This window comes from Thalassospira sp. GB04J01, assembly GCF_000751115.1.
Taxonomy (GTDB): domain Bacteria; phylum Pseudomonadota; class Alphaproteobacteria; order Rhodospirillales; family Thalassospiraceae; genus Thalassospira; species Thalassospira lucentensis.
On record NZ_CCDX020000018.1, the window covers coordinates 15,133 to 32,572 of the forward strand.

Annotated in this window: 17 protein-coding genes; 12 read left to right on the plus strand and 5 right to left on the minus strand. The window is 54.6% G+C overall.

Going from position 1 to position 17,440, the window contains the following annotated elements; translation table 11 throughout:
- Positions 1–88 precede the first annotated feature (88 nt).
- Positions 89–868: a class II glutamine amidotransferase gene (locus AMM48_RS18745; protein WP_102785319.1), complete on the plus strand. Its 780-nt coding sequence runs from the start codon at positions 89–91 to the stop codon at positions 866–868.
- 135 nt (positions 869–1,003) lie between these two features.
- Positions 1,004–1,186 (plus strand): DUF2158 domain-containing protein, encoded by a 183-nt coding sequence (locus tag AMM48_RS18750; RefSeq protein WP_102785320.1) that lies wholly within the window; start codon positions 1,004–1,006, stop codon positions 1,184–1,186.
- A 32-nt stretch (positions 1,187–1,218) separates the two neighbouring features.
- On the opposite strand, the gene AMM48_RS18755 is transcribed toward AMM48_RS18750, so the two are convergent.
- Positions 1,219–2,001 (minus strand): DeoR/GlpR family DNA-binding transcription regulator, encoded by a 783-nt coding sequence (locus tag AMM48_RS18755; RefSeq protein ID WP_102785321.1) that lies wholly within the window; start codon positions 1,999–2,001, stop codon positions 1,219–1,221.
- Positions 2,002–2,200: 199 nt separating this feature from the next.
- On the opposite strand from AMM48_RS18755, the gene AMM48_RS18760 reads away from it, so the two are divergent.
- Genes AMM48_RS18760 through AMM48_RS18785 form a run of 6 tightly spaced genes read left to right on the plus strand, consistent with a single transcriptional unit; the run spans position 2,201 to position 8,193 of the window.
- Positions 2,201–3,178 (plus strand): ABC transporter substrate-binding protein, encoded by a 978-nt coding sequence (locus AMM48_RS18760; protein WP_102785322.1) that lies wholly within the window; start codon positions 2,201–2,203, stop codon positions 3,176–3,178.
- Positions 3,178–4,914 carry an iron ABC transporter permease gene (locus AMM48_RS18765; RefSeq protein ID WP_102785323.1) on the plus strand — a complete coding sequence of 579 codons (1,737 nt, stop codon included), beginning with the start codon at positions 3,178–3,180 and terminating at the stop codon, positions 4,912–4,914. The genes AMM48_RS18760 and AMM48_RS18765 overlap by 1 nt, the downstream gene beginning before the upstream one ends.
- On the plus strand, positions 4,902–5,990 hold the full coding sequence (locus tag AMM48_RS18770; RefSeq protein ID WP_102785324.1) for an ABC transporter ATP-binding protein: 1,089 nt from the start codon (positions 4,902–4,904) through the stop codon (positions 5,988–5,990). The genes AMM48_RS18765 and AMM48_RS18770 overlap by 13 nt, the downstream gene beginning before the upstream one ends.
- Complete coding sequence (locus AMM48_RS18775; protein WP_102785325.1) at positions 5,990–7,078, plus strand: MBL fold metallo-hydrolase; 1,089 nt, start codon at positions 5,990–5,992, stop codon at positions 7,076–7,078. Before AMM48_RS18770 ends, AMM48_RS18775 begins: the two co-directional genes overlap by 1 nt.
- 36 nt (positions 7,079–7,114) lie before the next feature.
- Positions 7,115–7,705, plus strand: coding sequence for a histidine phosphatase family protein (locus AMM48_RS18780; protein ID WP_102785326.1), 591 nt, complete (start codon positions 7,115–7,117; stop codon positions 7,703–7,705).
- Positions 7,702–8,193, plus strand: a complete 492-nt coding sequence (locus tag AMM48_RS18785) for an HAD domain-containing protein (protein WP_244271306.1) — start codon at positions 7,702–7,704, stop codon at positions 8,191–8,193. Before AMM48_RS18780 ends, AMM48_RS18785 begins: the two co-directional genes overlap by 4 nt.
- Positions 8,194–8,358: 165 nt before the next feature.
- Here AMM48_RS18785 and msrB read toward each other — a convergent pair whose 3' ends face one another.
- The 4 genes from msrB to AMM48_RS18805 all read right to left on the minus strand — a co-directional run bounded on the left by msrB (position 8,359) and on the right by AMM48_RS18805 (position 11,138).
- Positions 8,359–8,799: a peptide-methionine (R)-S-oxide reductase MsrB gene (gene msrB / locus AMM48_RS18790; protein WP_102785327.1), complete on the minus strand. Its 441-nt coding sequence runs from the start codon at positions 8,797–8,799 to the stop codon at positions 8,359–8,361.
- Positions 8,800–8,909: 110 nt separating this feature from the next.
- Entirely contained in the window at positions 8,910–9,335 is a 426-nt protein-coding gene (locus tag AMM48_RS18795) for a thermonuclease family protein (protein ID WP_102785328.1), read from the minus strand.
- An 89-nt stretch (positions 9,336–9,424) separates the two neighbouring features.
- Positions 9,425–9,979, minus strand: coding sequence for an AAA family ATPase (locus AMM48_RS18800; protein ID WP_102785329.1), 555 nt, complete (start codon positions 9,977–9,979; stop codon positions 9,425–9,427).
- Positions 9,980–10,139: 160 nt separating this feature from the next.
- The gene (locus AMM48_RS18805; protein ID WP_022730218.1) at positions 10,140–11,138 is read right to left on the minus strand and encodes a LysR family transcriptional regulator; all 999 of its coding nucleotides are present in this window, start codon (positions 11,136–11,138) and stop codon (positions 10,140–10,142) included.
- 229 nt (positions 11,139–11,367) lie between these two features.
- Between AMM48_RS18805 and chvE the strand changes: the two genes are divergently transcribed.
- From chvE to araD, 4 genes are all read left to right on the plus strand, one after another.
- Positions 11,368–12,447, plus strand: a complete 1,080-nt coding sequence (chvE, locus tag AMM48_RS18810) for a multiple monosaccharide ABC transporter substrate-binding protein (protein ID WP_022730219.1) — start codon at positions 11,368–11,370, stop codon at positions 12,445–12,447.
- A 218-nt stretch (positions 12,448–12,665) separates the two neighbouring features.
- Complete coding sequence (gene mmsA / locus AMM48_RS18815) at positions 12,666–14,189, plus strand: multiple monosaccharide ABC transporter ATP-binding protein (RefSeq protein WP_022730220.1); 1,524 nt, start codon at positions 12,666–12,668, stop codon at positions 14,187–14,189.
- A 10-nt stretch (positions 14,190–14,199) separates the two neighbouring features.
- The gene (gene mmsB, locus AMM48_RS18820; protein WP_102785330.1) at positions 14,200–15,384 is read left to right on the plus strand and encodes a multiple monosaccharide ABC transporter permease; all 1,185 of its coding nucleotides are present in this window, start codon (positions 14,200–14,202) and stop codon (positions 15,382–15,384) included.
- Positions 15,385–15,540: 156 nt separating this feature from the next.
- The gene (araD, locus tag AMM48_RS18825) at positions 15,541–17,289 is read left to right on the plus strand and encodes an L-arabinonate dehydratase (RefSeq protein ID WP_102785331.1); all 1,749 of its coding nucleotides are present in this window, start codon (positions 15,541–15,543) and stop codon (positions 17,287–17,289) included.
- Positions 17,290–17,440 lie beyond the last annotated feature (151 nt).

Below are 17,440 nucleotides of genomic sequence, written 5' to 3' on the forward strand. Positions count from 1 at the left end.
GACGGATCAAAACAATATCACATTGACCGTGCTGTAATATGTGGCTTAGATGTGCGCCGTCTGAATTGCAGTTTTTGGGGGATCGGGTATGTGTCGTTGGCTGAGTTATATCGGGGATCCGGTTTATCTTGAAAAACTGGTGTTTGAACCGCGCCACTCACTGGTCGATCAAAGCCTGCATGCCGAACAGGCAAAGACCCCAACCAACGGCGATGGCTTTGGCATTGGCTGGTACGATGATCGCCCGACACCGGGGCTGTACCGCGAAATCCTGCCAGCCTGGAATGACCCGAACTTGCGGTCGCTTGCCCACCACATACAGTCGGGCCTGTTCTTTGCCCATGTCCGCGCCTCAACCGGCACACACACCAGCCGGTCAAACTGCCACCCGTTCGCCCATGACAAATACCTGTTCATGCACAATGGTCAGATTGGCGACTACCCGCTGGTCCGCCGATCACTCGAAGCCATGATTGACGATGAACATTACGCCGCGCGCCAAGGCTCCACCGACAGCGAGTTGATTTTCTGCCTGATGCTGACCTTGGGCTTGATCGAAGACCCGCACCGCGCCATCCGCCGCACCATCGAAATTGTCGAAAATGAAATGCAAACCCGTGGGGCGACCGCCCCGTTCCGTTTCACCGCCTGCCTGTCAAACGGCAAAAGCATCTGTGCCATCCGCCACGCCAGCGATGACAAGCCGCCATCGCTTTATTGGCGCAAACGTAATGGCCACGTTATTATCGTGTCCGAACCCCTTGATACCGACGCCGACAGTTGGGCTGCCGTGGCACCAAACCACACCTTGCATGTTGATGGTAATCTGGTGGTCAGCGAAGATGCTACGCTGGTGTGCAAAAAATAACGTCAAGTTTGCTTGAAAGAAGGGGCAATTTATAGCCCGCAACGAAGATTGAGCCTACTCTTATGACTAGTTGAGAAATTTTATGTATTCGTACATTATTAATGCTTGATGTTCTCTGTTTGATATGAGGGTGGAATGCAAGTTGATGAATTGAAGCCTGGAGATGTTGTTGAGTTAAAGTCAGGTGGTCCCGATATGACTGTTTCCTGGGTGGAAAATCAGGATGGTGTACTTGAAGCTCGTTGTGATTGGTTTGATAAATCTCAGAAGCAAGAGAGTGCAGTTTTTCCGACTTCTTCTCTCCGAAAGATCAAATAATCTTTGATGGTCAACCGATAATATTTGTTCTTTTAGTTCACAACCACAATCTGGCTACGGCTGCGCACAAGGGCGCGTTGTAAAGCATCGCCCGGCGCGGTATTCAGCAACACGGTTTGAAAATCGCTGGCATGGCCGTCGCGGCAAAGCGCCTTGCGGCCCATTTTCTTCTCATCGACCATCAAAATCGCATGATCGCAGCATGACACAAGCGCCCGTCTGGCGCGCACCTCGTCCATGTTGAAATCCAGAAGATCACCGTCATCTGACATCCCCCCGACACTGACAATCCCGAAATCCGCGCGCATACTGGCAAAGAAATCGGCACTGTCCGCCCCGATGATATCAAGATCACGGGTGCGCACCGTGCCCCCCGCCAAACGTAACGTCACGTTGGGCGCGTTTTGCAATGTCATCACCACATGCAGGTTATTGGTCAGAACGGTCAAATTGCGGTGTGATGACAAATACTGTGCCGCCAGTTCGGCGGTGGTGCCGGTGCCAATCGCAATCGTGCAGCCCTCCGGGATCAGTTCGGCGATTTTCGCCGCAATCGCCTGTTTGCCGGTCCTGTTCCAGACTTCACGTTTTTCATAGGCCGAATTATCCGGATCAGGGGCAGGGCCCGCCAACCCGTGACGGCGAAACACGCGACCCTGTTCCTGCAAATCACGCAGGTCCGCCCGGATGGTCTGAACCGACACATTAAAACGGCGTGCAAGTTCCTCAACCGCCATAAATCCGCAGGACTTTACAAGGGTAACAATGCGGTCGCGGCGTCGGTCAAGCGGCACGGCATCAGGGATTTCAGTCACATCATATTCTTTCGTTCGAAAGGTGTGGTTTCGTTTGTGGCCTGAGTATAGACAGGCCTGATTGTAGCTGGAAAGCCCGTTACACCTGTTGAAACATTTAATTCTTGGTGTTGTCACACAACTGTTACGGAAATCCCGATAGCTTCCGGATCGAACAGTTTTCGAACGAAACCTTCTTTTCGATCAAGGGATGTCAAACATGCGTAACGTTCTTCTTGCTGCGGTGGCGACTGCCACAATGATGTTGCCGGTTGTTGGCCAGGCGGCCGAAAAACTGGTTGTTTACACCAGCCAGCCGACCCAGGATGCCCAGACCACGGTTGATGCCTTTATGGCGGCCAACCCGGATGTTGAAGTTGAGTGGGTCCGTGATGGCACCACCAAACTGATGGCCAAACTGCGCGCCGAAATCGCCGCAGGCGACCCGCGCCCGGATGTCCTTCTGATTGCCGATACCGTAACCCTTGAAGGGCTCAAGCAGGAAGGTCAGCTACAGGCCTATAAATCTCCCGAAGCCAATGCCTACGAAGATGCGCTTTATGACGGCGAAGGCTACTATTATTCGACCAAACTGATCACGACGGGCATTGTTTACAATACCGCGGTCAAGGCGCCGAAATCATGGGCTGATCTGTCTGATGCGGCGCTGAAAAATCAGATTGTCATGCCAAGCCCGCTTTATTCCGGTGCGGCCCTTATTCACCTCTCCACCCTGACCGAAAACAAGGATCTCGGTTGGGAGTATTATCAGGCACTTGCGGCCAATGATGCCCGCGCGCAAGGTGGCAACGGCGGTACGTTCAAGGCCGTTGCATCGGGTGAAAAACCTTATGGCGTGGTTGTTGATTTCCTTGCCATCCGTGGCAAAGCCAAAGGATCGCCGGTTGATTTCGTCTTCCCGACCGAAGGTGTCACCTATGTGACCGAACCCGTCGCGATCATGAAAGAAGCCAAAAACGTCGATGCGGCGCATAAGTTCGTTGATTTTGTCCTCTCGGATGCCGGTCAGAAACTGGTGCTTGATATGGGCTATATCCCGGCCCGTAACGACATGGACCTGCCAGAAGGCTTCCCGGCGCGCAAAGACATCAAACTGATGGATTTCAACCCGGCGATTGCACTTGAGCAGGCTGACGCAAACAAAAAGAAATTCGCAGACATCTTTGGGGCTGAGTAATGCAGGCTGTAAGTCGCCTTCGCGGCTTTTGGCCCGGCATGACGGTCCGTTCAAACAGCAACCGGTCTTCGGACCGGTTGCTGTACTGGTTGTTGGTGCCGGTCTTTGTCGTGTCCATCCTGCCGATTGTGCGCCTTGGGTTTGAGGGCGTTATGGTCGGCGGTGTGCCGTCCTTTGACTATTTCCGCGATGTTCTGGGCAACGGATCAACGTGGCAGGCCACGGGCAATAGCCTCTATACCGCGGGTATTGGCACGATCATTTCGCTTTTGATCGGCGGATCATTTGCCTTTCTGGTGGCGCTCACCGATGTGCGCGCCAAGGCGGCATTGGTGTTTTGTTTCATGATCCCGATGATGATCCCGCCGCAAATCACCGCACTCAGCTGGGTGCAACTGACCGGGCCGAGCAGTGCGCTTTTAAATGCCCTTGGGCTCGCACCGGCCATGGGATCACCCCAGCCGCTTTATTCCGCCGAAGGCATCGCACTGCTTTTGGGCATACAGCATTCATCAATTGTGTTTTTGACCCTGCGGGCCAATTTGCGCATGCTCCCCAGCGAACAGATCGAAGCCGCCCGTTTGGCCGGCGCACGTGGTGGACGGTTGTGGTGGCAAATCATCCTGCCCCTGACCAGTCCCGGTTTGATTGCCGGAACCGCCATGGCCTTTGTCACCGCCTTGGGCAATTTCGGCATTACCGCGATGCTGGGCATTCCGGCAAATTATGCCACCTTACCGACCCTGATTTATCAAAAATTGGCCGGTTTTGGCCCATCGGTTCTGGGCGAGGTCTCCGTGCTGGCGATTTTGATCGGCGCGATTGCGATTTGTGGGGTGGCCCTTCATCACCGTCTTTTATCCAAACGCGATTATCGTTTGATGGGCATGGTCGGGCGGCCGCTTGATATCCGTCTGGGCGCACGCCGTCCGATGATCGAAGGCATTCTTTGGACCGTGCTTGTCGCCATTCTGGTCGTGCCGTTGCTGGCCCTGATTGCGACCTCGCTGGTCCCGGCCTTTGGGGTGAAACTGAATTTCGACAACTACAGTTTCGAAGCCTTCCGCGAAGTTCTGTTTGTTCAGCCCTCAACCGCGCGTGCCTTTCAAAACAGTTTCATGTTGTCGGTGGGGGCGGCGGTGACACTGGTTCTGGTGTGCTTGCCGCTGGCCTATGTGATGGTGCGCCGTCCGTCGCGTTTGACCAAGCTGATCAATCTTCTGGTCGAAGTCCCCTATGCCTTGCCCGGTGTGGTGTTGGCGATTGCCTGTATCTTGCTGTTCATCCGCATTCCGCTGCTTGATGTCAGCCTCTATGGCACGCTCGGCATCATTTTCATTGCCTATCTTGCGCGGTTCCTTGTGATTGCGCTCAGACCCGTGATGAACAGTTTTAGCCAGCTTGACCCCGCCCTGGAAGAAGCCGCCCAGGCATGCGGTGCCGGACTTGGCCGACGCTTGCGCGACATTTTGTTGCCGCTTGCCGCCCCATCGGCTGCTGCCGGGGCATTGCTGGTGTTTCTAACCGCATTCAACGAACTGACCGTATCGGCCCTGTTGTGGGCGTCGGGCAATGAAACGCTGGGTGTTTTGATTTTCAATCTTGATGACAGTGGCGACACCGTTCTGGCCTCGGCCGTGGCGGTCATGGTCGTGCTGGTGGTGATTGCGTTGATGAGCTGTTTTCAGCTGGCTTCGCGTCGTTTGCCCAAGGGAGTTGTGCCATGGCAGACATAAATCTTTCGCGTATTACCAAATCCTTTGGCGATTATCGCGCGGTCAATCAGGTGTCACTTGATATCGCCGATGGTGAATTTGTCGCCCTTCTGGGCCCATCGGGATGTGGAAAAACCACACTTCTGCGCCTGTTGGCCGGGTTCGAAGAACCAGATAGCGGGGTGATTTCGCTGGGCGGTGATGTGGTGGCCGATCCGCAAAACGCGGTGATGGTTAATCCGGAATCACGCAATCTTGGCATCGTGTTTCAATCCTATGCCCTGTGGCCGCATATGTCGGTGGCGCGCAATGTTGGCTATCCATTGGAAGTACGCGGTCTTGGCCGCGCCGAACGGGACCATAAAATTAAGGCCGCTCTTGATACCGTCGCCCTTGGCCCCTATGCCGACCGCAGCCCGACCGAACTTTCCGGCGGCCAACGCCAACGCGTTGCACTGGCGCGCTGTCTGGTGATGGAACCGCGTGCGGTGTTGCTCGATGAGCCGCTGGCAAATCTCGATGTGCATTTGCGCGAAACCATGCAGCAGGCATTCCTTGATTTCCATCGCCGGACCGGGGCGACGATGATTTACGTCACCCACGATCAGGCCGAAGCCATGGCCATGGCCGACCGGATTGCCGTGATGGATAAGGGTCATATTCGTCAGGTCGCAGCCCCCGAAACCCTGTACCGCGAACCGGCTGATTTGATGGTGGCGGGCTTTGTCGGGGCCGGGGCGGTTTTGCCGATTGGCAATGTTTCGATCACCGATGACCGGACCTGTTCGGTGCGCCTTGGCGATACAGACATTGCCGCACGCGTTTGCCCGAATTTGGTGCGCAATCGTGCGATTGCACAAGCCGGGCTCTGCCTGCGCCCCGAAGATGTCTGGGTTGATGATGCCGGGGCTTTGCGTGGATCGGTCGAAGATTGCGTTTATCTGGGGGGGCGGTTCAGGCTGTCGGTGCGGATCGGGCAGGATCGTGATCATGTCTTGCCGGTCTATGCCAACCGACGTGCGCGCATTGGCGAAAACGTCGGATTAAAAGTATCCGATGGCTGGGTGTTTGACCGCATGCAAGGTGAGGCCGCCTGATGTCAGCCCGGATGCGTATTCTTTCTGGGCTGGGTGAAAAAGGCCCGGCCTGTTTGCGGCTTGAATTTTTTAACCGGCGCTGGCTGCTTGATTGCGGTGTTGGCCCGGAAAGCGATCAGGGGTTTGACCCGGCGTGGCTCAACAAAGTTAACGCCGTTTTCATTACCCACGATCATATCGACCATATCGGTGCGGCCGATGAAATCATTGCCGCTGGTTTGCCGATTTACTGCACCGACGTCACTGCGCGTTCCTTGCCAAAGGGGGCCAATGTCATCCCCTTGCCGCCGGTTGGGGAAATACAGGTCGATGGCGTCACCGTCACCACCGGGCGCACCGGCCATTCGTTTGGCGGGGTGTGGCTGCATTTTGAAATTGGCGGTGGGGTTTTGTACTCCGGTGATTTTTGTCAGGAATCTGATTATTTTCTGTATGACGCGCCGCCCGATGCCGCGACGGTTCTGTTGGATGCCTCCTATGGGATGGAAGGGCTTACCCAGAATGTGCGCATCGACAGCCTTTTGACCACCATGACCAAGCTTGACGGGCAAATCCTGTTTCCGGTGCCCCCCAGTGGGCGGGCGGCGGAAATGGCCTTGCTGTTTGAACGCAATGGTTTGACCGACTGGTCGATGGATGAACGCTGCTATGGGCAGGTCAAACAGGTTCTTGATGCCCGGGGCAGTGATTATGTCGACGGCGATGCGATCCGGCGTTTGCGCGCGGTAAAGGACAAGGCCAAGCATTTTAATCCCGATGCCCGGCTGCTGCTCTGTCATGCGCCCTGTGCGACATATGGCAAGGCCCGCGAATTGATTGACGGCTGGCGCGATGCCGGGCGGATGGGATCAAGTGCACATGTGATCTTTACCGGGTTCATGCCGGTGAACGCGCGCAAAATGGTCGAAAAGGGCCATGCGCATTTCCGCCGCTGGAACGTTCATCCGCTGGCTCAGCACGTTGTCAACGTTGCCAATGACTGCCACGCGATGCAGGTCGTGCCACTTTTTAACAGTCGGCCAGAGGACTTTGGTCTTGTCGACGGGTTTGACGGGCGGCTACAGCTTGCAGATCGGTTCTATTTGTAATGCATGTACTTTTTCAAAAAAGGGTGATGCCGGGTCATGATCTATGCCGCTGAGAAGTTCGACTTTCCCAAGGTGCCGTTTGTTTTCATGCGCCACGGGGAAACCGATGCCAACCGGGCGGGCATCATTGCCGGGTCGTCCGAGCCCCCGCTTAATCAAGCCGGGCGGCAACAGGCAACCGCGATTGCCCCGCTAATGGCGCAGGGCAAATGGCAGACCGTCTTTGTCAGTCCACAGGACCGGGCGCGCAAAACAGCCCAGTTGGCCTTGCCGGGCTATCAGCCCCGTGTGCTGGATGGCTTGCGCGAACGCCATTGGGGTGATCTTGAAGGCCGCCCGATTTCCGAGGTCTGCTCGCGCTTTGACACCCCGCCAAACGGCGAGGGGTTTGATGCCATGTGCCAACGCGTGTCCTTTGCCATGCAACAGGCACTGGCGGAAGTCACCGATAATTTATGCGTCATCGTCGCCCATTCCGGGGTGGCGCGCTGCATTTTGTATATGACCGGGTTTGAGGCCGACGGGCCGCGCATTGCCAATGCAACCCCGGTGCTGTTCCGCCCAACCGCGACCGGCTGGGACTATGAAAATTTGACTGAAACACTGATCAAGGAGATTTCCGCGTGAACCAACCGCAACGCAATGCGCAAACCAACAACGGCCCCCTACGCGAAGCGGTGGTTTTTGATATGGATGGAACACTGGCGCATTTCGATGCCGATACCCTGGGGCATCTGGTTCATGGTGTGGAAAAACACTGGGATGCGTTTTTTGACGCCATGGATTTGGCCAAGCCGATTGAAAACATCGAACGGTTATTGCACATCCTGCATGCCTCGGGCCACGCCATCGTCATTTGCTCCGGCCGCCCGGCGGGTTGGCAACATCGCTCCGAAGCATGGCTGCGTGCGCACAATATCCCGTTCGATGGCATGTATCTGCGCCCCACCGATGCCGATCACCGCAGTGACGAAGAGGTCAAAGAAGACCTTCTGGCGCAAATCCGTGCTGACGGGTTTGACCCGTGGCTGGTCGTCGATGATCGCAGCCGGGTGGTCGATAAATGGCGCGAGATGGGTTTGACCTGTTTGCAATGTGCGCCCGGTGATTTTTAGGCTGCGATTTTTGAGGGATGTGATTTTTGAGGGATCTGATTTCTAGGATGTGATTTTTTAATCCGCATACAAATAAAACCGACAAAAAAGACCGGCCATGAAACGTCATGCGCCGGTCTTTTGAGTCGGGTTTGATTATTCATTTAATTTGAATAATAGGGGGAATTATTCAAATAAAGATGCGTAATCGCCATACCCTTCGGCCTCAAGATCCTCAATCGCGACAAAGCGTAAGGAGGCCGAATTGATGCAATAGCGCAAACCCCCGCGATCCTGCGGACCATCGGGAAAAACATGCCCCAAATGGCTGTCCGCATGTTTGGATCGGACTTCAATCCGGCGCATACCAAGGGTGTTGTCTTCGCGCGCAATCACATGTTCGCTGTCGATTGGTTTGACAAAACTCGGCCAGCCACAGCCGGAATCAAACTTGTCTTTGGATGTAAAAAGCGGCTCCCCCGATACGATATCGACATACAGCCCATCTTCCTTATGGTCCCAGAAATCATTGCGAAACGGCGGTTCTGTGCCGTTTTCCTGAGTGACGTAATACTGGTCTGATGAAAGATTGGAAATTGTGTCGGGGTCTTTGGTGTATTTGCTCATGCGTATCCTCCTGCCATCTGTGGGCATTCAAAATCATTGCCCCAAAGATGGCGGGAATATCGTGTTTGTCCAGTCCCGACGCCGCCGAAACACATCAAAGTGAAGGCAGTTTACCCCTGACACCAAGGCTGACGTTTAGTCTTGCCGTCATAGGCGCGCGCCAGTCCATTGCTGATCAGCTCGACATCAAGCGGACTGCCGTCAATCCGAACAGACGCCACCACGCGCCCACCATACCGGCCCCATTCGGGTTCGCAGAACTCCACTGATTTGGCGGATTTCAGGCGGTTTCGCGCATAATCGCGGGCTTGCTTGGCAAGGTTCTTTTCACTTTCGCATTTGCCCCGAATTTCGGGCGTATCCACCCCACGTACCCGCACCGACATGTTGGCGATTTCACCGGGCAGGCCGGGGATGGCGACATAGATGGTGTCCCCGTCATAGGCATATTCCCCGCGATATTCGCGCAGCGGCCAGCCATAGCAGGCGGCCTGTGCCGGAAGGCTTGTTACGATCAGCGACAGAAGACCAAGCATGGCGGCGCTGGATCTTTGGAGTGTGCGGGCGAGGGGGATCATGAAATGGGGCGCTTATCTTTGTAATTGTTACGTTTTTGGGGGGCAGGCTAGAGCTTTAGGCGGGACAAAATCTTACTGGCACGCTGTTCAACCGGGCCTTTGCGCACTTCGATCAGGTCGTAGCCGCACTCGTGATAGGTCCGACACAGCACGACATATGTTCTGACGGCTTCGGCGAAGTTTTGTGTTCGGGCATGATCGGTTTTGTAGATTTCCGCCCAAGGGGGCAGGATGAAAACGGTGCGGCGATAGCGATATGTCTGGATCGCGCTGAGCAATCCTGTGTCGTCGGGCAGGTTGGATAACCGGCGGTGTGCTAAGGTATCGGGCAGGCCGCGATCACAAAAGACCGTGCGCGGATGATGATCAAGCCCGGTCTGCCAGTCGCGGATGGATCGCCGCGCCATCAACCCGGCATAGGCTTCGTTATCGTCCCACGGCACAGCGTTACCGCCGCGCTCGATCTGTTCTTCGATAATGGCGCGTGCGGCCTCCGGGCTGGTGTCATAGCCGCGGTGGTGAAGATGATTGATCAATGTGGTTTTGCCAGCACCGGGCCCGCCGGTAATGACAACAAGGTTGGATGTTATAGGCGTTTGCATTGGTGTTTCCTGCGCGAAGCGCCCCGATATGGCGGCACTTTGCGGCAAGGTCATGGCAGGTGTTGCTGATTTTTAGCGTGGAAGAAGCCGGGTGAGGCGACAGGCACTTTGTAGTGCCTTGCACGGTCCTGTCAACGTCAAAGCCAAAGTCAAAGCAGGGTTATTCGCCGACCTGAACCGATGGTTTTTCAATCCGGGCCAGAATATGGTCAGACACCAACTGGGCGGAGGGCGACAGCCTGTGGCCGCGCGCGGTGATCAGGCTATAGGGTTTGATTTCAATGCCGCCATCAAACGGCAGTTCGGTGATCAGCCCGCCACTGGCCAAAAGGCTTGTGACTTCCTCGGCCATTGGCGCAATGGAATCGGTATCGGCCAAGGTTGCCAATGTCACCAGAAGGGATGCGGAATTCAGACTGGAGTGGGGCAGCGGCAGGTGACGCGAAATAAACGCGTCTTCAATCGTGCGGCGCATCAGGTTGCCGGGCGGGGGCAAAATCCATTCAAACCGTGAAAGCCGGGCCAGGGTTATCGGTTTGTTGTCATCAAGCAACGGATGACCTGTGCGCACCATCAGGCGGATGCGTTCACTGCGGATTTCGCGGATGTTAAATTGACGCGGGTTCATGTCTTCGGGCACGCGGCCAATGACAAAATCATGATCCCCCGCCAGCAAATCCTTGATCAGAAGATGCGACGGCCCAACTGCAACATGGGCTTCAAGAAGTGAGTTGATCGATTGGATGCTCCGGATGGCGGGCACGACCAGATCAACGGCGGCTGCGGTCACGGCCCCGATGAATACCGTGCCGCCACCGTGCTTGATGTCCTCGATTTCGCGCTCGGCCTCGCGGATCTCGATCAGCATGCTGCGTGCGCGTCGGGCAAGGGCACGCCCGGCATTGGTCATTTCGATCCCGCGTGGGCTGCGCACACACAAACGCACTTCGAGAATGGTTTCCATTTCCGACAGCAGACGCGATGCCGCAGGCTGCGACGTTTTAAGCATATCAGCCGCCAGACTGATCTGCCCGGTTTCCTCCATCGCAACGATCATGCGCAGGTGACTCAGCTTCAATCCGCGCTGAAACAGATTGCCGGACCGAAAGAGTAAGGATTTGGCCGAGCTTAACGGACGGCTGTTGCGTGTTTCTGTCATGATGGTTTCTCCCTCGTGGGGATTTTAGTATATCGATTTTGATATGCAAGTTTCGAAATTACTTATTTGATTGTTATGTTGATGGTCTGAATAATGCTGCGCGTATCCTTTGGGAAAACGGATACACTATTAAGTGAAAACAAAGACACGACATACGCAGGCCACATCGCCTGAGAAAAGTCGGGCAAAAGAAATGGCTGTTATGCCGTGTCTTGTAGGGAGGATAGCAATGAAACGTCTCAGTGCCGTAATGGCAGGGGTCGCCTTTGGCGCGGCCGCAATGATGAGCCCGATGATTTCTGGCGGTTATGCACATGCCGACGAGAAAGGTTATGTCGGGATCGCAATGCCGACCAAATCTTCGGCACGTTGGATTTCTGACGGCAATTCCATGGTTAAGCAGTTTGAAGATGCCGGGTATAAAACCGATCTTCAGTATGCAGAAGACGATATTCCAAACCAGCTTTCCCAGATCGAAAACATGATCGTTAAGGGTGTTGATGTTCTGGTGATTGCCGCAATCGATGGCACGACCCTTTCGAACGCGCTTGAAAATGCGCAGGCAGCGGGCATCAAGGTTTTTGCCTATGACCGCCTGATCGTCGAAAGCCCGAATGTTGATTACTATTCGACCTTTGATAACTTTAAAGTTGGCGTTCAGCAGGCAACCTCATTGGTTGACGGTCTGCTTGAAGCCGGTGAGCCACCTTTCAATGTTGAACTGTTTGGCGGTTCGCCAGACGATAACAACGCATACTTCTTCTATAACGGTGCAATGTCGATCCTGCAGCCGCTGATCGATGAAGGTACGGTTGTCATTAAGTCCGGCCAGATGGGCATGGACAAAGTCGGTACCCTGCGTTGGGATGGTGCCGTTGCACAGGCCCGCATGGATAACCTTCTGTCGGCTTATTACACCGATGACAAAGTCGATGGCGTTCTGTCGCCTTATGACGGGCTTTCGATTGGTATCCTGTCGTCGCTTAAAGGCGTCGGTTACGGTTCGGGCGACATGGCAATGCCAGTTGTTACCGGTCAGGATGCTGAATTGCAGTCGATCAAGTCGATCATTGCAGGCGAACAGTATTCCACGATTTTCAAAGACACCCGTGAACTTGCACGTGTGACCGTTTCGATGGTTGATGATGTTCTTGCCGGTCGCGAGCCGACCATCAATGACACCAAAACCTATGACAACGGTGTGAAGGTCGTTCCTTCGTATCTGCTTGAGCCGGTGATGGTTGATAAATCCAACTGGGAAGAAATCATTCTTGGTTCGGGCTACTACACCGAAGACGAAGTGAAGTAAGCCAGCACTTTAGCAATGGAACCCGGTGGAAATGTCGTTTGGCATGTCCGCCGGGTTCCAATGTCTGAACATTTCCGGATGCGGATGTCTTGCCAAAATGCACACTTTGCGTGATGTAGTTGCAGGCATGTTACGATCCGCCAAGAAATTATCCCGGACAATCAACAAGACACGTGTATAGAAGCGTCGTCGCACAGCGACGGCAGTGGGAGGACCGGATGGATACCATCCTGGAAATGAAGAACATCACCAAGACCTTCCCTGGGGTAAAGGCGCTGGATGATGTCAGCCTGAAGGTTGAACGTGGCGAAATTCACGCACTTTGCGGTGAAAATGGCGCCGGTAAGTCGACCCTGATGAAGGTGCTGAGTGGTGTTTATCCGCACGGCACCTATGAAGGTGACATCCTCTATGACGGTGGCGTGCAGGAATTCAAGGATATCCGCAGCAGCGAAGAACGCGGCATTATCATTATTCATCAGGAGCTGGCCTTGGTGCCGCTTCTGTCGATTGCCGAAAACATCTTTCTGGGCAATGAAAATTCCGAAAACGGTATTGTAAACTGGCCCGCGACATTTGCGCGCACCGGCGAGCTGCTTTCGAAAGTCGGGCTCAAGGAAAATCCGGCAACACTTGTGACCAACATCGGTGTTGGCAAACAGCAGTTGGTCGAGATTGCCAAGGCGCTTTCCAAAAAGGTCAAATTGCTGATTTTGGATGAGCCGACCGCCAGTTTGCAGGAAAACGACAGTCAAAAGCTGCTTGATCTGTTGCTGGAATTCAAAGCACAGGGCATCACATCGATCCTGATTTCGCATAAGCTTAACGAGATCAACCGGGTTGCCGACCGGATTACCGTGATCCGCGACGGTAAGGCGATTTCGACCCTTGATGCGCGCGGCGGACAGATTACCGAAGACGACATCGTCAAGGATATGGTCGGGCGCGATATGGCCCACCGTTATCCCGAACGCACCCCCAACATCAGCAAAGATAAACTGATGGAAGTGCGCAATTGGTCGGCCACCCATCCGCTGCACCCAGAACGCAAGGTCGTTGATAACGTCAGTATCGACGTTGCGGCGGGTGAAGTTGTCGGGATTGCCGGGTTAATGGGGGCAGGGCGAACCGAACTTGCCATGAGCATCTTTGGCAAATCCTATGGTACTGAGATTTCTGGTGAAGTGCTGATTAACGGCAAACCCGCCGATGTTTCGACCGTTGAAAAGGCAATTGCCGCCGGTCTTGCCTATGTTACCGAAGACCGCAAGGAAATGGGCCTTATCCTTGATGAAAGTATTACGACCAACATCACCCTTGCCAATCTGGGTGGTGTGTCTGAACGCGGTGTTCTCAATGATGGTGCGGAACGTTCCGTTGCCGAAGAATACCGGGAGAAAATCAACATTCGGACACCGAATGTCGCGCAGAAGGTCGTCAATCTTTCCGGGGGTAATCAGCAAAAAGTTGTTTTGTCAAAATGGCTGTTTGCGGGACCGGAAGTTCTCATTCTTGATGAACCGACCCGTGGCATCGATGTCGGTGCGAAATACGAAATCTATACGATTATCAACCAACTGGCAGCCGACGGTAAGGGGGTCATTATGATCTCGTCGGAAATGCCGGAGCTTCTAGGCATGTGCGACCGCATCTACGTCATGAACGAAGGTGAGATCAAAGGGCAGCTTGCAGCAAAAGATGCGAGCCAGGAAGCAATCATGCGCATGATCCTGAAGGCGTGAGGAACAGACAATGAGCGATACTGAAAACAAATCACTTGGTTACTATCTGCGCACCCATATCCGTGAATACGGCATGGTTGTTGCGCTGGTCGCCATTCTTGCCTTCTTCCAGGTTGTGACCGATGGCATCATGCTTAAACCGGTCAATCTGACGAACCTATTCTTGCAGAACAGCTATATCATCATCATGGCTGTCGGTATGCTGCTGGTCATTGTCGGCGGGCATATTGACCTTTCGGTCGGTTCGGTCGTTGGCTTTATCGGCGCCCTTGCTGCGGTGATGATTGTCCATTGGGATTTACCGACCGTCTTTGTCGTACCGGCATGTCTTGTGGTCGGCGCAATCATTGGGGCAGCCCAAGGGTATTGGGTCGCCTATTGGCGCATTCCGTCGTTTATCGTCACTTTGGCCGGGATGCTGGTGTTTAAGGGCTTGACCCTGGCGCTTCTGGGCGGGGCATCGGTTGGTCCGTTCCCGCCGGAATTCCAGGCAATGTCGTCGGGCTTCCTGCCGGACTTCTTTGGCGGTTTGATCGAAGGGCGCTTTAACCTCTTTTCGATGACACTTGGCGTTGCACTGACGGCACTCCTGCCGATCCTGGGCATGCGGTCACGGGCAAAACAGGCGAAATTTGCCGCCGTTGATGAACCGATGGCGGTATTTGTCACCCAGCATGCGGTGGCCGGTTTGGCCATTCTGTTTGTGACCTATCTTCTGTCGACCTATCGCGGGTTGCCGAACATCCTGATCATTATGGCGGTGTTGATTGCGATCTTCACCTTTGTCACCAACAGCACAACACTTGGTCGGCGCATCTATGCGCTGGGCGGGAATGAAAAGGCTGCCAAGCTTTCAGGCATTAATACCAAACGCCTGACGTTCTTTACCTTTGCCAATATGGGGATGCTCGCCGCCCTTGCCGGTTTGGTCTTTGCCGCGCGTTTGAACACGGCAACACCAAAAGCAGGCCTTGCGTTTGAGCTTGATGTGATTGCGGCTGTCTTTATTGGCGGTGCATCGATGTCGGGCGGTGTTGGCAAAGTGATCGGTGCCGTGGTTGGGGCGCTGATCATGGGGGTCATGAACAACGGCATGTCGATTGTCGGTGTTGGCATTGACTGGCAACAGGTGATCAAGGGTCTGGTGCTGCTCGCAGCTGTGATCTTTGACGTCTATAACAAAAACAAAGCGTAACAATACGATGACGAGAAAAGGCGCAAATATTCCCACACACAGTCAACCCGATACGGTTTGGCAGGGATGTTTGCGTCTTTCACAGTCCCGCGCAACAGGTCCGTGTCTGTGCGTGAAAGGACCCGTCTCGATAATAATTCCAAAAGGAGAACGGGCATGACCAAGTTTAAACCGGCATCATGGCCACGCACCTTGCGTTCGCAAGAGGGCTGGTTCGGTGGCAGCAGCAAGGATGCCATCTATCATCGAAGCTGGATGAAAAACCAGGGTTTGCCGTCGGATTTGTTCGACGGGCGACCGGTCATTGGCATCTGTAACACATGGTCGGAGCTAACCCCGTGTAATGCGCATCTGCGAGATTTGGCAGAGCGCGTTAAGCACGGCATATACGAAGCAGGCGGTTTGCCGCTTGAATTCCCGGTTTTCTCGGCCGGTGAAAGCACGTTGCGCCCAACCGCCATGATGTTCCGTAATCTTGCGGCCATGGACGTTGAAGAAGCCCTTCGTGGGACGCCACTTGATGGCGTGGTCCTGATGGTGGGGTGTGATAAAACCACCCCGGCGCTTTTGATGGGGGCGGCCAGCGTTGATATCCCGGCGATTGTGGTCACCGGTGGCCCGATGCTTAATGGTAAATGGCGCGGACAGGATATCGGTTCGGGCACGTCGCTTTGGCAGCTTTCCGAAGACCGCAAGGCCGGTAAAATCAGCACCGAGGATTTCCTTGAAGCTGAAATCGCCATGTCGCGGTCGCCCGGTTCGTGCAACACGATGGGCACGGCATCGACCATGGCCAGCATGGCCGAAGCGCTTGGTATGGCGCTTTCGGGCAATGCGGCGATCCCGGCGGTTGATAGCCGCCGTCGTGTGATGGCCCATATTACCGGGCGTCGGATTGTCGATATGGTCAAGGATGACCTGAAACCATCTGACGTGATGACCAAGGAAGCATTTGAGAATGCCATTCGCGTCAATGGGGCGATTGGCGGATCGACCAATGCGGTGATCCATTTGCTGGCGATTGCCGGGCGTGTTGGCATTGATTTGACCCTTGATGACTGGGATCGTCTTGGCCGCGATATCCCGACGATTGTCAATCTGCAGCCATCGGGCAAATACCTGATGGAGGAATTCTTCTATTCCGGTGGGTTGCCGGTGGTGATCAAGGCACTGGCCGAGGCCGGGAAGCTGCATAATGATGCGCTGACCGTGTCGGGCGAAACCATGTGGGATCAGGTCAAAGAAGTACGCAATTGGAACGATGACGTTATTCGACCGTTTGCAAATGCGCTGACCGAAAGTGGCGGTATTGCTGTGGTGAAGGGCAACTTGGCCCCGAATGGCGCGGTGCTTAAACCGTCCGCAGCAACACCGGAGCTTTTGACCCATCGCGGACGTGCCGTGGTGTTTGAAGACATCGATGATTACAAGGCCAAGATCTATGACGAGGATCTTGATATCGATGAAACCTGCATCATGGTTTTGAAAAACTGCGGCCCGAAAGGCTATCCGGGGATGGCAGAAGTCGGCAATATGGGGCTGCCGCCCAAGGTGCTGCGTAAAGGCATCACCGACATGGTGCGCATTTCCGATGCGCGCATGAGCGGCACGGCCTATGGCACGGTGGTTTTGCATACTTCGCCCGAGGCTGCTGCTGGTGGTCCGTTGGCGGTGGTTCAAAACGGCGACATGATCGAACTTGATGTGCCCAACCGCCGTTTGCATCTCGATATCAGTGATGCCGAACTTAAACAGCGTCTGGCTGACTGGCACAGCATCGTTCCGGTGCCGGCAAGTGGCTATGCATCGCTGTATTACAAAAGCGTTATTGGTGCCGATAAAGGGGCCGATTTTGACTTCCTCGTTGGTCATCGTGGCAAGGAAATTCCCAAAGACAGCCACTGATCAACGCGAACACCAAAACTCCCGCCGGATGCTATTGGGGTAGCATCCGGCAAACACTGAACCGGCTGGCAAGAAATTGCTGGCCGGTTTGCGTTTGACGGGAATGTGCCAGCGAAACCGGGAAGATGAATGTAATTTGAAAATAGCAATC

Excerpts from the sequence above, each read along its gene's own strand:
- araD (WP_102785331.1), top strand. The coding sequence starts at position 15,541 with ATGACCAAGTTTAAACCGGCATCATGGCCACGCACCTTGCGTTCGCAA.
- AMM48_RS18760 (WP_102785322.1), top strand. The coding sequence starts at position 2,201 with ATGCGTAACGTTCTTCTTGCTGCGGTGGCGACTGCCACAATGATGTTG.
- AMM48_RS18745 (WP_102785319.1), top strand. The coding sequence starts at position 89 with ATGTGTCGTTGGCTGAGTTATATCGGGGATCCGGTTTATCTTGAAAAA.
- AMM48_RS18795 (WP_102785328.1), bottom strand. The coding sequence starts at position 9,335 with ATGCTTGGTCTTCTGTCGCTGATCGTAACAAGCCTTCCGGCACAGGCC.
- AMM48_RS18780 (WP_102785326.1), top strand. The coding sequence starts at position 7,115 with ATGATCTATGCCGCTGAGAAGTTCGACTTTCCCAAGGTGCCGTTTGTT.
- AMM48_RS18775 (WP_102785325.1), top strand. The coding sequence starts at position 5,990 with ATGTCAGCCCGGATGCGTATTCTTTCTGGGCTGGGTGAAAAAGGCCCG.
- AMM48_RS18800 (WP_102785329.1), bottom strand. The coding sequence starts at position 9,979 with ATGCAAACGCCTATAACATCCAACCTTGTTGTCATTACCGGCGGGCCC.
- chvE (WP_022730219.1), top strand. The coding sequence starts at position 11,368 with ATGAAACGTCTCAGTGCCGTAATGGCAGGGGTCGCCTTTGGCGCGGCC.
- mmsB (WP_102785330.1), top strand. The coding sequence starts at position 14,200 with ATGAGCGATACTGAAAACAAATCACTTGGTTACTATCTGCGCACCCAT.
- AMM48_RS18805 (WP_022730218.1), bottom strand. The coding sequence starts at position 11,138 with ATGACAGAAACACGCAACAGCCGTCCGTTAAGCTCGGCCAAATCCTTA.
- AMM48_RS18750 (WP_102785320.1), top strand. The coding sequence starts at position 1,004 with ATGCAAGTTGATGAATTGAAGCCTGGAGATGTTGTTGAGTTAAAGTCA.
- AMM48_RS18765 (WP_102785323.1), top strand. The coding sequence starts at position 3,178 with ATGCAGGCTGTAAGTCGCCTTCGCGGCTTTTGGCCCGGCATGACGGTC.
- msrB (WP_102785327.1), bottom strand. The coding sequence starts at position 8,799 with ATGAGCAAATACACCAAAGACCCCGACACAATTTCCAATCTTTCATCA.
- mmsA (WP_022730220.1), top strand. The coding sequence starts at position 12,666 with ATGGATACCATCCTGGAAATGAAGAACATCACCAAGACCTTCCCTGGG.
- AMM48_RS18770 (WP_102785324.1), top strand. The coding sequence starts at position 4,902 with ATGGCAGACATAAATCTTTCGCGTATTACCAAATCCTTTGGCGATTAT.